This is a genomic window from Streptomyces sp. NPDC042201 (assembly GCF_055582185.1).
This window is the reverse complement of the sequence record NZ_JBVJDS010000002.1, coordinates 303,878-319,105: the sequence shown is the minus strand read 5'-3', so window position 1 is coordinate 319,105 and position 15,228 is coordinate 303,878. Positions and strand designations below refer to the sequence as shown.

The 15,228-nt window shown below is 72.4% G+C and carries 7 protein-coding genes; 2 read left to right on the top strand and 5 right to left on the bottom strand.

What is annotated here, in order from left to right; translation table 11 throughout:
• Positions 1 to 122: 122 nt before the first annotated feature.
• A complete protein-coding gene (locus ACZ6MZ_RS05330) occupies positions 123 to 1,178 on the top strand; it encodes a HAMP domain-containing sensor histidine kinase (protein ID WP_384193787.1) in 1,056 nt (351 codons plus the stop codon).
• Positions 1,179 to 1,446: 268 nt separating this feature from the next.
• Positions 1,447 to 5,298, top strand: coding sequence for a multifunctional oxoglutarate decarboxylase/oxoglutarate dehydrogenase thiamine pyrophosphate-binding subunit/dihydrolipoyllysine-residue succinyltransferase subunit (locus ACZ6MZ_RS05325; protein WP_469349953.1), 3,852 nt, complete (start codon positions 1,447 to 1,449; stop codon positions 5,296 to 5,298).
• 135 nt (positions 5,299 to 5,433) lie between these two features.
• Here ACZ6MZ_RS05325 and fxsT read toward each other — a convergent pair whose 3' ends face one another.
• The 5 genes from fxsT to ACZ6MZ_RS05300 form a co-directional block, all read right to left on the bottom strand.
• Positions 5,434 to 8,454, bottom strand: coding sequence for an FxSxx-COOH system tetratricopeptide repeat protein (gene fxsT / locus ACZ6MZ_RS05320; RefSeq protein ID WP_469349951.1), 3,021 nt, complete (start codon positions 8,452 to 8,454; stop codon positions 5,434 to 5,436).
• A gap of 78 nt (positions 8,455 to 8,532) precedes the next feature.
• Positions 8,533 to 9,918 carry an aKG-HExxH-type peptide beta-hydroxylase gene (locus tag ACZ6MZ_RS05315; protein ID WP_469349949.1) on the bottom strand — a complete coding sequence of 462 codons (1,386 nt, stop codon included), beginning with the start codon at positions 9,916 to 9,918 and terminating at the stop codon, positions 8,533 to 8,535.
• On the bottom strand, positions 9,915 to 11,156 hold the full coding sequence (locus tag ACZ6MZ_RS05310; RefSeq protein ID WP_469349947.1) for an FxsB family cyclophane-forming radical SAM/SPASM peptide maturase: 1,242 nt from the start codon (positions 11,154 to 11,156) through the stop codon (positions 9,915 to 9,917). The genes ACZ6MZ_RS05315 and ACZ6MZ_RS05310 overlap by 4 nt, the downstream gene beginning before the upstream one ends.
• 232 nt (positions 11,157 to 11,388) lie before the next feature.
• Positions 11,389 to 11,598 carry an FxSxx-COOH cyclophane-containing RiPP peptide gene (gene fxsA / locus ACZ6MZ_RS05305; protein ID WP_384336811.1) on the bottom strand — a complete coding sequence of 70 codons (210 nt, stop codon included), beginning with the start codon at positions 11,596 to 11,598 and terminating at the stop codon, positions 11,389 to 11,391.
• 143 nt (positions 11,599 to 11,741) lie between these two features.
• Entirely contained in the window at positions 11,742 to 15,224 is a 3,483-nt protein-coding gene (locus ACZ6MZ_RS05300) for an SAV_2336 N-terminal domain-related protein (RefSeq protein WP_469349944.1), read from the bottom strand.
• Positions 15,225 to 15,228: the final 4 nt, after the last annotated feature.

Below are 15,228 nucleotides of genomic sequence, written 5' to 3'. Positions count from 1 at the left end.
CCCGGCCCGGGGGCGGCGGCGGCGCCGACGGAGAAGGACGCAGACGCGGGCCGGGGCACGACAGAGCCGGCCCCGGCAGGGGAACCCGGAGCGGCGCCACGGGCGGCCCCGAGCGAACGGGGCTGCGGCCCTTCTCCATCAAGACCAAGCTCGGCACCCTCGTCGTCGTCTCCGTCTTCATCACCACCGGGCTGCTGATGGTGGCCCTGCGCACCGAGACCGAGCTGCGCTTCATCACCGTCTTCTCGGTGATCGCCACCCTCCTGATCACCCAGTTCGTGGCCCATGGCCTCACTGCCCCGCTCGACGAGATGAACACCGTCGCCAAGGGCATATCGCACGGCGACTACACCCGCCGGGTGAGCGGCGCGGACCGCCGCGACGAGCTGGGTGACCTCGCCTCCACGATCAATCGCATGGCCGACGACCTGGAGGCCGTGGACCGGCACCGCAAAGAGCTGGTCGCCAATGTCTCGCACGAGCTGCGCACCCCTATCGCGGCCCTGCGCGCCGTGCTGGAGAACGTGGTCGACGGAGTGTCGGCCGCCGACCCCGAGACCATGCTCACGGCCCTGAGGCAGACGGAGCGGCTCGGCAGGCTGACCGAGACGCTGCTCGACCTGTCCCGGCTGGACAGCGGTGTCGTACCGCTGAAGGCGCGGCGCTTCGAGGTGTGGCCGTATCTCTCCGGCGTGCTCAAGGAGGCCAATCTGGCCTCCTCGCAGCGCGGGCTGAGCTCCGGCTCCGGCAATCACACCCGTACGGACGTACATCTGCATCTGGATGTCTCGCCGCCCGAGCTGACCGCGCACGCGGACGCGGAGCGGCTGCATCAGGTGGTCGCCAATCTGATCGACAACGCCGTCAAGCACAGCCCGCCGCACGGCCGCGTCACGGTCCGTGCCCGGCGCGGCGCCCAGCCGGAGTCGCTGGATCTGGAGGTCCAGGACGAGGGTCCTGGGATCCCGGAGCAGGAGCGGCACCGGGTCTTCGAGCGGTTCAACCGGGGCAGCGCGGCGGCCCCGCACGGTCCGGGCAGCGACGGCGGTACGGGTCTCGGCCTGGCAATCGCGCGCTGGGCGGTGGATCTGCACGGCGGGCGCATCGGGGTGGCCGAATCCGCTCGTGGCTGCCGGATACAGGTCACTCTTCCGGGAATCCCCCGGGCACGCGGTTGACGTAGGGTTCGAACGTACAGCGCGCGGCTTACGGGTACGGGGCCCGGAACGGGCGGGCACGGGCCACGGACCCACCGTGGCCTGGGATTTGTGGGTGCCAGGCGCACCGGAACCCGGCTAGTTTCCCGCCAATTCATACGCTGAAACCCGCCGTCCGATGTGACTTGCGCGACGATGCCCCGCCCGGTCTCCATCTGTAGGCCAGGAAGGCGTAGCCTTGATTCCCGCTGTCCATCACCTTGTGAAGCGGAAGAGGGCGGTTCACGCCGTGTCGTCTCAGTCCCCCAGTAACGCGAGCATCTCGACCGACGAAGACGGGCAGGGGAAGAACCCTGCCGCTGCCTTCGGTGCCAATGAATGGCTCGTCGACGAGATCTACCAGCAGTACCTCCAGGATCCGAATTCGGTCGACCGTGCCTGGTGGGACTTCTTCGCCGACTACAAGCCGGGCACGCCCGGCACGGCGGACAAGCCCGTCGATACCGCAGCCGCGGGGGCTGCGGTGCCCACGACCCCGGCCGCCACCCCGGCCCCCGCCGCGCCCACCGCTCCGGCGAAGCCCGCGGCCGCGGCCCCGACCCAGGCAGCCGCCCCGGCCGCGGCTCCCGCCGCGCCGGCCAAGCCCGCGGCCGCCGCCCCCGCCCAGCCCGCGCCCGCCCCGGCGCAGCCGGCCGCCACCAAGCCCGCCGCGGCCCCCGCCCCGGCTCCGGCCAAGGCCGCCGCCAACGGCAGCGCGGCCACGGGAACGGACACCGGCCCCGAGTATGTGACGCTGCGTGGCCCTTCAGCCGCCGTCGCGAAGAACATGAACGCCTCGCTGGAGCTGCCCACGGCCACGTCCGTGCGCGCCGTCCCGGTGAAGCTGCTCTTCGACAACCGCATCGTCATCAACAACCACTTGAAGCGTGCGCGCGGCGGCAAGATCTCCTTCACGCACCTCATCGGCTACGCGATGGTGCAGGCGCTCAAGGCCATGCCGTCGATGAACCACTCCTTCGCGGAGCGGGACGGCAAGCCGACCCTGGTCAAGCCCGAGCATGTGAACCTCGGTCTCGCCATCGACCTGGTGAAGCCGAACGGCGACCGCCAGCTCGTCGTCGCCGGCATCAAGAAGGCCGAGACGCTCAACTTCTTCGAGTTCTGGCAGGCGTACGAGGACATCGTCCGCCGCGCCAGGAACAACAAGCTGACGATGGAGGACTTCACCGGAGTCACCGCGTCGCTGACCAACCCGGGCGGTATCGGCACCGTCCACTCCGTGCCGCGTCTGATGCCCGGCCAGGGCCTCATCCTGGGCGTCGGCGCGATGGACTACCCGGCGGAGTTCCAGGGCACCTCGCAGGACACCCTGAACAAGCTGGGCATCTCCAAGGTCATGACGCTGACCTCGACGTACGACCACCGCGTCATCCAGGGCGCCGCCTCCGGCGAGTTCCTGCGGATCCTCAGCCAGCTGCTCCTCGGCGAGAACGACTTCTTCGACGAGATCTTCAAGGCGCTGCGCATCCCGTACGAGCCGGTCCGCTGGCTCAAGGACATCGATGCCTCGCACGACGACGACGTCACCAAGCCCGCCCGCGTCTTCGAGCTGATCCACTCCTACCGGGTGCGCGGCCATGTCATGGCCGACACCGACCCGCTGGAGTACCGCCAGCGCAAGCACCCCGACCTGGACATCACCGAGCACGGGCTCACGCTGTGGGACCTGGAGCGCGAGTTCGCGGTCGGCGGCTTCGCCGGCAAGTCCATGATGAAGCTGCGCGACATCCTGGGTGTGCTGCGCGAGTCGTACTGCCGCACCACCGGCATCGAGTTCATGCACATCCAGGACCCGAAGCAGCGCAAGTGGCTGCAGGACCGGGTGGAGCGTCCGCGCGCCAAGCCGGAGCGCGAGGAGCAGCTGCGGATCCTGCGCAGGCTCAACGCGGCCGAGGCCTTCGAGACCTTCCTGCAGACGAAGTACGTCGGCCAGAAGCGCTTCTCGCTGGAGGGCGGCGAGTCCGTCATCCCGCTGCTCGACGCAGTCATCGACTCCGCCGCCGAGTCGCGCCTCGACGAGGTCGTCATCGGGATGGCCCACCGCGGCCGCCTGAACGTCCTCGCGAACATCGTGGGCAAGTCGTACGCCCAGATCTTCCGGGAGTTCGAGGGCAATCTCGACCCGAAGTCGATGCACGGCTCCGGCGACGTGAAGTACCACCTCGGCGCCGAGGGCACCTTCACCGGGCTGGACGGCGAGCAGATCAAGGTCTCGCTGGCCGCGAACCCCTCCCACCTGGAGGCGGTCGACCCGATCCTGGAGGGCATCGCCCGCGCCAAGCAGGACATCATCAACAAGGCGGGCACGGACTTCACGGTCCTGCCGCTCGCGCTCCACGGCGACGCGGCCTTCGCCGGCCAGGGTGTCGTCGCCGAGACACTCAACATGTCCCAGCTGCGCGGCTACCGCACCGGCGGCACGGTCCACATCGTGATCAACAACCAGGTCGGCTTCACCGCCTCCCCGGAGTCGTCGCGTTCCTCCATGTACGCGACCGATGTCGCCCGCATGATCGAGGCACCGATCATCCATGTGAACGGTGACGACCCGGAGGCCGTGGTCCGCGTCGGCCGGCTCGCCTTCGAGTTCCGCCAGACGTTCAACAAGGACGTCGTGATCGACCTCATCTGCTACCGCCGCCGCGGTCACAACGAGGGCGACAACCCGCAGTTCACCAACCCGCAGATGGTCCGGCTGATCGACAAGAAGCGCTCGGTGCGCAAGCTCTACACCGAGTCGCTGATCGGCCGCGGCGACATCACGCTGGAAGAGGCCGAGCAGGCGCTCCAGGACTTCCAGGGCCAGCTGGAGAAGGTCTTCGCGGAGGTCCGCGAGGCCACCTCGCAGCCCGCCCCGACCCATGTCCCGGACGTCCAGGCCGAGTTCCCGGTGTCCGTCACGACGGCGGTCTCCCAGGAGATGGTCAAGCGGATCGCCGAGTCGCAGGTCAACATCCCCGACACGGTCACCGTGCACCCGCGTCTGATGCCGCAGATGCAGCGTCGCGCGTCCTCGGTGGAGGACGGCACGATCGACTGGGGCATGGGCGAGACGCTGGCCATCGGCTCGCTGCTGATGGAGGGCACCCCGGTCCGGCTCTCCGGCCAGGACACCCGCCGCGGCACGTTCGGCCAGCGGCACGCGGTCCTGGTCGACCAGGAGTCCGGCGAGGACTACACCCCGCTGCAGTACCTCTCCGAGGAGCAGGCCCGTTACAACGTCTACGACTCGCTGCTCAGCGAGTACGCGGCGATGGGCTTCGAGTACGGCTACTCCCTGGCCCGCCCCGACGCGCTGGTCATGTGGGAGGCCCAGTTCGGTGACTTCGTCAACGGCGCGCAGTCCGTCGTCGACGAGTTCATCTCCTCGGCCGAGCAGAAGTGGGGCCAGACCTCCGGCGTCACGCTGCTGCTGCCGCACGGCTACGAGGGCCAGGGTCCGGACCACTCGTCCGCCCGCCCCGAGCGCTTCCTCCAGATGTGCGCCCAGCACAACATGACGGTCGCCATGCCGACCCTGCCGTCGAACTACTTCCACCTGCTGCGCTGGCAGGTCCACAACCCGCACCACAAGCCGCTCGTCGTCTTCACCCCGAAGTCGATGCTGCGTCTGAAGGCCGCGGCGTCCAAGGCGGAGGAGTTCACCACCGGCGGCTTCCGCCCGGTGATCGGCGACGTGAGCGTGGACCCGAACGCGGTCCGCAAGGTCGTCTTCTGCACCGGCAAGGTCTACTACGACCTGGACGCCGAGCGTCAGAAGCGTGGCGTCACGGACACCGCGATCCTGCGCCTGGAGCGCCTGTACCCGCTCCCGGGTGCCGAACTGCAGGCCGAGATCGCCAAGTTCCCGAACGCCGAGAAGTACCTGTGGGCGCAGGAGGAGCCGGCGAACCAGGGTGCCTGGCCGTTCATCGCGCTCAACCTGATCGACCACCTGGACCTGGCGGTCGGCGCCGACATCCCGCACGACGAGCGTCTGCGCCGCATCTCGCGGCCGCACTCCTCGTCCCCCGCGGTCGGCTCGGCCAAGCGCCACCAGGCGGAGCAGCAGCAGCTGGTCAGCGAGGTCTTCGACGCCTGACGGCGCTGAGGACAGTACGGCGCTGAGGACAGTACGGAGGGCCCGGTACCGCGTGAGCGCGGTACCGGGCCCTCCGGCATGCGGACCTCGGATGAGTGCGGGCCCCGGATGAATCCGCCCCGGAAGACTGCGGCCTCAGATGATCGGCGGCTCGAAGTCCCAGTACGGACGGTTGCGGGAGCGGGCCGAAACGGTGTGGACGTGCTGCGCGCCGAGCGTCGCCGCCAGATCGTCCAGGGCCTCCTGTTCGACCTTCTCGGCGCGCCGCCCGTGCCGCAGGGCGCGCAGATCCGCCGCGTACGCGATCCGGGCCGAGAGCGTCAGCGGATGGGTACGGCCGAGGACCTCGGTGGCGTGGGCGATGGTGTCGACGCCCAGCGCGGCGGCGCCCTCCGCGTCACCCACGATATTGCGCAGCGCCGAGGCGTTGACGGCGCAGCCCAGCGTCCAGGGATGGGTCTCCCCCACGGCCCGCGTCATTTCTCTGAGGGAGGCCTCGATCAGGGCATGCGCCTGCTCGCGCTCCCCGACGCCCCGCAGGATCAGGGCATGGTTGGCGCGGGCGCCAACGGCGTAGGGATGGGTCTCCCCCAGCATCATCAGATAGCCGCCGACGACCTGGTCACTTATGTCCCTGGCCTGGTCGATGTCCCCGTGCTCGCGGGCGAAGCAGGACTGGCCGGACGCGAACCTCATGGTGTCCGGGGCGTCTTCGCCGAGCACCCGCTCACTGCGCTCGAGCACCTGGGTGAGCAGCTCCCCGGCCGTGGAGCGGTCGCCGGAGCGGTACTGGCACAGCGCGAGGTTGTACTCGGCGCGCAGGGTCTGGGGGTTGTCAACGCCCAGGACCGTCCGGTGCACGCGCGCGCTCTGCGTCTGGAGCGACTCGGCCTCGCTGTAGCGGCCGAGCAGCCGCAGGTCCGTGGCGTAGTTGATCTCCGAGTAGAGGGCCCAGGCATGGCGGGGGCGCAGCAGCTGGCGTCTGGCGTCGAGGGTGCGCCGGTCCAGCTCCAGGGCGTCCGCGAAGCGTCCGAGCAGCCGCATCGAGACGGCCAGGTTGTTCTGCGCGTTGAGGGTGCGGAAGTCCTGGTCGCCGAGGAGTTCGCGGTAGGCGGCCAGGATCCAGTCGGAGACCTCGAACGCCTCGTCGTACCGGCCGAGGCCGCGCAGGTCGGCGGCGAGCCCGCCGGCGGCCCGCAGATGTTCCAGGTCCATCGGGCCCCGCTCCGCGCGCAGATGCTCGACGGCGGCCCGTTCGATGGCCTCGGTGCCGGCGTAGTCGCCGACCGCCCGCATCACATTGGCGTAGTGGAAGCTCAGGTCCCAGATCCTCGGGTGGGTGGCACCGAGCAGCCGCTGCCAGGTCTCCATGGCACGCCGGCCGAGGTTGATGCCCGCCCGGTACTCCCCGGAGAGATACATGTAGCGCAGGCAGTTGAGGACCAGGGTGTGCACCGCGGGGTCGGTGCTCTTCAGGACGTCGGCCCACTTCAGATGCGGGGTGATCTCCGCGTACCGGGGCCACAGCCGGGTGTCGGTCGGCCGGCCGGGGTCCGCCGCGGCGAGCGCCCTGCGCACCACCTCGATGAACTCCTCGTGGTCCTGCGCGGGCATGTCCTGGTGGACGATCTGGTGGACCATCCGGTGCATGTAGAGCGTGTCGCCCGCCATACCGGTGGGACCGGCGTCGTTCACCAGGTCGTGGACCTCGCGCTCGCCGACTCCGGCGGCGCGCACGACCGCGTACTGCCGTAACTTGTTGATCGCCCGCGCCCACCGCACCGGGTCGTCGACCAGTCCGCGGAGCTTCTCAGGAAGCCCGTCCACCGGCAGGTCGCGCACCAGCCGTACGGGAATGGCGCCCGGCGCGAAGAAGGTGCACAGCCGGAGCAGGTCGACGGACTCGGGGACGGTTTCGCGGAGCTTGTTCAGGAGTATCGACCAGCCGGTCTGGAAGGCCAGCGGGAAGTCGGCGGAGACCTTGACCACGTCCTGGTCGATGCCGTCCTCGAGAAGCTCGATGTACTGGCCGACCGACATGTCGGAGTCGTTGAGCCAGCCGGCCGTCTGGTCCAGCAGCAGCGGCAGGTCCTCCAGCGCCACCGCGAGCTGGTCGGCCTCCGTCTGCGTCAGACGCGGGGCGCGGCGGCGTACGAACGCCACCGACTCGTCCCGGTCGTAGACCGGCACCTCGACCAGGGTGCTGTTGTACTCGCCCCACTCCGGATTGCGCGCCGTGATCAGCACATGGCCGGGGCCGCTCGGCACCAGGTCCCAGATCTGCTCGGGTTCGTCCGCTCCGTCGAGGACGAGCAGCCAGCGCGCGTACGGGTCGCCGCGGCGCAGCGCGTCCCGCGCCGCGCGCAGCCGCTCGCCGTACTCCACACCGGTGGACAGGCCCAGCGCCGGGGCGAGTTCGGCGAGCTTCTGCCGGCAGGTGACCCGCTTGTCGGCGGAGACCCACCACACCACGTCGTACTCCGCGCCGAAGCGGTACACGTACTCCGCGGCCAGCTGGGTCTTGCCCACGCCCGACATGCCGTGCAGCGTCAGCACGCCCGCGCCGCGGCCGGCCTCCTGGAGCGCGTGGTACGCGTCGTTGAGCAGGGCCTCGCGGCCCGTGAAGCGCGTGTTGCGCCGGGGAACGCCGCCCCACACATCGGGGGTCTCGGCCGGATAGCGGGGGCCGCGGCGCGGGTCGGCGGCCTCGGGCAGCAGATCGGCCGGCAGGCCGAGGCGGCCCAGGATGCGCCGCTCGGCCTCTTCCTCACCGACGGTGGTCAGGTCGGCCGCGGCGAAGACGGCGGTGGCGCTCGGCAGCGCGGAGGTGGTGACGGTGGCGGCGGCGAACCGGCCGGGGGCGGCGGCCACCACCGCGCGCAGCGCCTGGTTCCACTCGTCGTGGCTGCGGGGGCCGACCTGGAAGTACCAGTCGCTGAGGATGACGAGGACGGGGCCGGGGGCGAGCAGCAGATCCCGCAGCGCCTCCTCCAGCGGAGTCTCCACGGGCGGATCCCAGCGCTGGTAGACGACCACGTGTCCGCGCCGCTCCAGACGGTCCCCGATCCAGGCCGCCCAGGCACGGTTGAACCCGGCGAAACTGATGGTGACGGCCTGCGTCCCGGTCGCTCCAACTGACTTACGCGCTCCGGGCATTCGACCGTCTCCCTGCATCGTCATACGCCCTTTTAACATACCCCGGAGCCGCCGGAATCCATCCTGGAGCGCGCCGCCTCAGCTTCCGTTCCTTTGGCGCCAGATGACCCGCGCCGTACGGACATACGCGGTGGCTCGCGCGAGGTGGCCGGCGGGCGGCGGACGGTCCGCCAGCCGGTGGTACATCGCGATCATCTCGTTGACGAGAACGCGGCCCGCCGGGGTCAGCGCGCCGGAGCCGGCCAGCGCCGGCAGGACCGCGCCCACCTGTTCCTGGCAGCGGGCGTGCTCCGCCCAGGCCGGGTCGCGGTGCGAGACGCGCTGCGCGCCGAGCGCGAAGCGCTGCCAGTAGTCGGCGAGCCCCAGGTGCGCGTACGCCCCTTGGAGCAGCCCGTCGAACGGCCGGGGGTCGGGCCGCCAGGGGGCGAAGTAGCGGGCGGCCGTGCCCTCGTGGTGCAGCGGCGTGAGCGCGCTGAGCGCGGCGAGTTTGGTGTGCTGGAGTTCGTGCACGAGGGTCGCCGCGAAGTGGGCGGGAGTGGTCGGTCTGCTGCTGAGGACCGCGCCGAAGGCCTCCCGCCTGGTTCCGCTGCAATGCGCCGCGCTCCCGCCGTCGGGTCCGGATCCCGGCGGCGGGGCGAGCGGGACCAGGCAGCGCAGCAGGGCCACCGCCTCGGCCGGCCGGTGTGCGCCGCCGACGCGCAGCTGGGATTCCAGGCCCGACCAGGACGCCGCCCACGCCGTGTGCTCGCGGTCGTCGAGGCTGGTGTCGGCGCGCGGCGCCTGCCGTTCCGGCCCGCTGCCCGCGGCGCGGTACCGGTCGATGTCGTCCAGCGGTACGGGAGCAGCGCCGGCCCGTACGGCGGGCAGCGTTCGCACCGGCAGCCAGCGCGGGTCGCCGGAGCGGGCGCCGCCGTCCTCCATCCGTACGACGACGGGCGCGGCGCCTTCCTGACGTAGCGTCACGCGGCCTTCGGCCAGGGCGATACCGACCGGGGCCGGCGGTCCCGGCCGGGTGCGGAGCGCACCCAGGGTGGGCAGGGCGAGCAGCCCGCCATGGGCGGTGAGACGCCCGGTGAAGGGCAGCCGGGCCCGGATCGCGGCCGCCGCGGCGAGGGCGCTGAAGTGGGCGAGGTCGGCGGCGAGTCCGGGGGTCGGCGCGCCGGCGGTGAGGCCGTGCAGGCAGCGCTGCGCCCAGGGACCGGTCAGCGGGTAGAGCAGGACGGTCCGTACGGCGTCTCGGTCGGCACGTTCGGCGGCCTCCAGCAGGGCCCAGTCGCGGCGCAGCCGGTCGAGCGCGCCGGGCGGGCAGACCGACGCGGGTGCGGCGGCGGCCGCCTCCAGCAGGGCGCGCAGCAGGACGAGGCGGCGGGTGTGCTGGTCGCGTACGAGCAGTCCGAGGGCCTCGGCTCCGCCTTCCGTACGGCCGAGTTCACGCAGCAGCCGCTCGGGGACGGCGGGGCTCACCGTACGTCTCCCGCCGTGGTCGCTTCGGCTCCGGTCGTTTCGGCTCTGGTCGTTTCGGCTCTGGTCGCTTCGGTGAGCCTGGTCGCCACATGGCGCACCAGGCGGTCGAGGTCGGCGCAGTAGACGGAGGGGTTGGTGAAGCCGTGTCCCTCGCGGTAGCGGTGGGCGTAGTGGCCGCCGCCGCAGACGCCGAGCAGGGGGCAGGCGCGGCAGACGGCGGAGAGCGCCGCCGCGCCCGCCTGGCGGGCCGCGACACCGGGATGGCGCAGGGCGTCGTCGAAGGTGTGGTGGAAGATGTCGAGTCCGGTGGCGGCGGCCGTGTCGTAGGCGGACTTGAGGGAGTCGACCTGTTCGATGGCGCCGTCGGTCTCGATCACGATGGCGTTGAGGGGGTCGAGTCCGAGGGATTCGGTGGCGCCCGGCAGCCCCAGCAGCAGGGCGAGGCACTCCTCGAAGAGCCGGATCCGGGTCTCCCGGCGGCCGGCCCGCCACCAGCGGTCGAAGACGGTGCACAGCCAGTCGCCGTACGGGGTGGGGCGGTTGGGGCCCGGCGGCTCACCGCCGGGGACGGCCGCCGGCAGCCCCGGCGGCGGGCGGCTCCAGTTCCCGTGCGGCAGCAGCAGATCGAGGGCGGGCGGGCGCAGCGCGAGCAGCGACTCGTACATCTCGACCGGATCGGTCCGTGGGTCGATGACGGTGAGGATGCCCGCGTACGTCTCGGGGTGGTGCGCGGCGAGCAGCCGGGCGCCACGTGAGGCGGCAGGCCAGGAGGGGCGTCCCGCGTGGTCGGTGCGCAGGGTGTTGTGGGCGGCCAGGCCGCCGTCGAGGCTGATGCCGACGCGGATGGAGTGCCGGGCGAGGGTTGCGATCCTTCCCTCGGTGAGCAGCGTGCCGTTGGTCTGCACGGTGGTGTGGACGGTGGTGGGGACGGCGCCGCAGGATCCCGTCCGCTCGCGTACGAGAGCGGCGAAGGCGGCCAGCCGGCCGGCGCCCGCGAGCAGCGGCTCGCCGCCGTGCAGCACGAGGGAGATCTCGCGCGGGGAGTGGGCCGCGGTGTGTTCGGCGATCCGGGTCGCGGCGCGGTCCAGGACGGCGGGCGAGGCGGCGGCGGGCCGGGTGCGCCAGGTCCGGTCGGGGCCTTCGTACAGATAGCAGTAGCGGCAGGCGAGGTTGCAGCGGCCGTGCACCTTGACGATGAACTGTCCGAAGGGGACGGGTATCCGGGCGGCGGAGGGCATCCCTGGCGTCGCGTGCGCCGGGGCCCTCGCCTCCGGGATCCGCGGCGCCCCCGGCACGCGCGGCACCGCACGTCGAGACACTCCGGAACCCCCATGCTGTACGGCGTCCGGGGCAGCCGTGGCTGCCCGGCCGATGGCGTGTTTCCCTGGAAGGCCCGGAAGGCAAACACAGCGGGAGCCAGGTTGTCCTGTTCAACCGCGTCCCGGACCGAAACTGTGTGCGAAACGTCGCTCAGAACGCGCTGGTGAACCCCCACAGCATTTCCCTCGGCTGCTCGGCCCTGGCCCGCAGATCCGCCACCACCTCGGTCAGCACCGGATGGTCCAGGGTCCGCAGCGCCTCCAGGTCCAGGTCCAGCAGATCGGGCAGTCCGCCCGTGTCGACGATCCCGCCGGGACCGTCGGGCGCGCCCGCTTCCCCGTTCTGTGTCATGTCACTCATCACGTCTCCCCGTGGTCGTCGTGCCGGTTTCATGCACCCGTCGGCGCACCGCCGAACGCGCACCGTCGAACGCTCACCCTTGAACGTTCGTCATGGAACGCGCACCGCCGAACGCGCACCGCTGAACGCGCGCCGCTGAACGCTCAGCGCTCCAGCTCGGCCAGCCGGTCCGTGGTCGCGCGGGCCGCCTCGCCGCCGCCGTCCGGCAGCTTGCGCCATTCCGTACGGGCCGTCCGGTACGCCTCACGCGCGGCCCGGGGCCGTCCCGCCTCCTCATAGGTCATACCCCGCCAGTGGCTGGCCGCAGCACACAACTCGGCTGCTTGCAGCCGCTGTTGTGGATTGTCCAGCTCCGCTTCCGCGGTCCTGGCGGCGTCCGCCGCGTCCCGGAACGCCTCGGCCGCCTCGTCGAGACGGGCGGGCCGGTTCAGACTGCGGTACGCGTCGAGATGAGAGCGCCCCAGCTCCAGCCAGCAGCGGGCCGCCGTCAGCGGATCGCGCGCCTCCTGGGCCGCGAGCCCGAAGAGATGCTCGGCCTCCCGCAGATCCACCCGGTCGTCATTGAGCCGGTGCCGCAGCATCAGGGCCTGCCCCAGCATCAGCAGCCGGTCCGCCTGGCGCGCGGTGGACACCGGCGTCTCCGTACGGCAGTCGCGCAGCACCCGCACCGCCGCGCCGATGTGCGCGCTGCCGTCCGGCAGTTCGGCACGCCGCAGCAGGGCCCTGCCCCATTCGGCGAGCAGATCCGCGTGCGCCCGGGAGTCGCGCGGGACACCGCGGGCCGCACGGCTGAAGCACTCGGCGGCCTCCTGGAGATCCGTCGGGTCGCCGGAGCGCTCGTACCGGGCGACCCGCACCCGGCCGGCCCGGATCCTGAGCGAGGCGAGCAGCCGCTCGTCGCGTACCGTCGCCAGCGCCTGGTCGACCAGGGTCGCCGCCTCGTCGAGGCCGTCGCCCGACCCCAGCAGGGCGTCCACCAGATCGAGCAGGATCCGGCCCTGGGTGCCCACGGTGTGCTGGGCGCCGCCCGGCGCGAGCGCCACGCGCAGTGAGCGCGCCGCCTGTTCCGCGTACACCTGTGACTGTTCGGTGTCGCTGGTCGCCCCGGACAGCCGCAGCAGCGTGCGTCCGTGGGCCAGGGGCAGCCCGGCCGGCCGGTTCTCCTGATCGGGCCAGACGTCGGCGAACGCCTCCAGCATGCCGATGGCGCCCTGGAGCAGCGCGCTGTCGCCGCCCAGCCGCCACTGCGCCTCCAGGGCGCGCACCCGCTCCAGCGTGAGCCGCAGCGCCTCGCCGGGCTCCAGGCCGGGCGCCGCGCAGGCGACGGTGTACTCGCGGTCGGCGCGGCGCAGCAGATCCAGCGCGCCCCTGCGGTCGCCGCGCCGGCGCCGGTCGTCGGCCGCGGCGTGCAGCACCTTGGCCAGCACGGCCCGTTCCCGTACGGCCCGGGGGTGCGCGGCGGCCCGCTCGGCGGCCCGTTCGGCGGCCCGTTCGGCGTCGCGCAGCAGGTCGCCGCCGCCCTGGACCTCCCACAGCCGCAGCAGACAGCGGGCGAACTCGGCCCACAGTTCCGGATCGGAGCCGCCGCCCGGTTCCTCGCGCTCGGTGGCGCCCCGCAGGAGCTGTACGGCGTCGATCAGGTACTGCACCATGCTGTCCGACTCGAACTGGCGGAGCAGTCCGCGGGCGCTCTCCACCGCGGCGTTCGTGGTCGGGTCGGGGTCGTGACGGCCGGCGCTGACCCGGTCCGGTGCGAACTCCTCCGGCAGCGGCATGAACCGCTCCAGCACCCGGGCCGCGACCTCGGCGAAGGGATGCGGGACGCGCGGGCCGCCGCTACCGGGCTCGCCGTTCTCCCCGAGATCACCGTTCTCGCCGTTCTCGCCGCTGAACTCGCCGTCCTCGTCCAGGCCGCCGGGCGGGTGGAACGGGCGGTACCCGCCGTCGCCCAGCTGGGCGAGGGCCAGGGCGGGGAAGTTCGGTCCGCCCCTGCCGAAACGCTGCTCTATGTACTCGGAACAGTGTTTGAGGACGAGCAGGGCCTCGTCCCGTCCCAGCGGCCCGAGCAGCGCCTCCTGCACGCCGGGCGCGAACTCGTACCACGGCTCGTCGTCCGTGCCATGTCCCTTGCCACGGGTCAGCAGCCCGCTGAGCAGCACTTCGGCGAGTTCGGAGGGCCCCGAGTCGGGCAGCATCGTCCGCTGCACCAGCTGCATCACCGGCAGATACAGCGGGGCGGCGGCGAGATAGACGGCCAGTTGTCCGGCGACCGGGGAGGCCGCCGAGCGGAACCGGCTGACCAGCTGGAGCGAGGACATCCCGGCGCCGGGGCGCGGCGCGGGCGCCGCGGGATGGTCGGAGCGCACCCAGCCGACGGCTCCGGAGATCTGTCCCGCGCCGGTGCCGGACAGCAGCCGGGCCCAGGCACCGAGCGCGCCGGCGACCGGGGGCAGTACGGGGATCGCGAGGGCTCCCTGCCGCGCGGCCGGCGCCGCGGCGGCCTCGCCGGTGACCTTCAGCACCGCGGCCCCGGCCGGCCCTTCGCCCCGGGACAGCACGCCGTAGCTGACGCGCAGCCGAGTGCGGTTCCACATGCGCTGCGGCAGGGGCTGCAGTACGGCGGTGGGGGCCTGGCGGCCGAGCTGGTGCAGCAGCCGCTGGGCCCGCCCGCTGTGCCACAGCGGTCCCGCGCAGTCGCTGACGACGACGGTGACCCGGCGTCCGGTCGGATCGCTGAGCCGGTCGGCGGAGCTCAGCGGCGCGGCGGCCGGGTCGGGACTCCTGCTGACGGCGGGCGCCCCGTCGGGGCCCTGGTGCAGATAGCGCACCTGTACGTCCCTGAAGGCCCCCAACTGCCCGAAGATCTGCTGGAGTTCGGCGAAGAGCCGCTCCCACACCCGCATCGACGACGAGGCGTCCATGACGAACTGGAGGAGCGCGTCCGCCCGTGACACCCCGCGGAACACCGGCATGATCAGCCCGCCGGCGCGGGCGCTCAGCTCCGCGGTCGCCCCTTCGTCCAGCGTGCGGCGCAGCGGCGGGAGAGCGGGCCGGTAGCGCTGGAGCGGACGCAGCGCGCGCTGGAGTTCGAGCGGGGCGGGGAGCGCCGGAGCGGCGGGCACCCCCAGGGTGAGCGTGGTGGAGCGGCCGTCGAACCGCTCCCGCGCCGCGTTGTGGCGCGGCACGGGATAGAGCGCGATCCGGCGGTCGTCGTCCCGGGGGTCCGGCTGCTGCGCTGTCTCGTCCACCGGCTCGGTCTCCTGCGTGCGGTCGGGGCCGGCCGCCGATGCGAGGGCCGACGGGCCGGGGCCCTCGAGATGCGTGTCAGTACGGCGTGCCGCTCCAGTGTCCTCGCCGGGCGGCTGCTCCGCCTGCCCGCGACCGGTCCAGTGGGCCAGCCAGAGGGCATCGCAGAGCCGTTCGACGTCGGGGTCGAGTCCGGCCTGTCGCAGCCGGGCCACGAGCGCCGTCAGCAGAGCACCGTCGTACGGTATCCGCCCGGCCCCGCTCCCGTCCGCATCAGCCGCGCCGTCCGCCCGGCCGTCCGGCGTACGGTCCGCCGGGTCGTACCCGCGTCCCGGCTCCGGCTCGTCGTCCGGTCCGTGCCGTGACGTGACAGCGGGCATCAGC

What these genes read in the sequence shown, in the direction of transcription:
- fxsT (WP_469349951.1), bottom strand. Translation starts at nt 8,454, where the DNA reads ATGCCCGGAGCGCGTAAGTCAGTTGGAGCGACCGGGACGCAGGCCGTC.
- ACZ6MZ_RS05310 (WP_469349947.1), bottom strand. Translation starts at nt 11,156, where the DNA reads ATGCCCTCCGCCGCCCGGATACCCGTCCCCTTCGGACAGTTCATCGTC.
- fxsA (WP_384336811.1), bottom strand. Translation starts at nt 11,598, where the DNA reads ATGAGTGACATGACACAGAACGGGGAAGCGGGCGCGCCCGACGGTCCC.
- ACZ6MZ_RS05300 (WP_469349944.1), bottom strand. Translation starts at nt 15,224, where the DNA reads ATGCCCGCTGTCACGTCACGGCACGGACCGGACGACGAGCCGGAGCCG.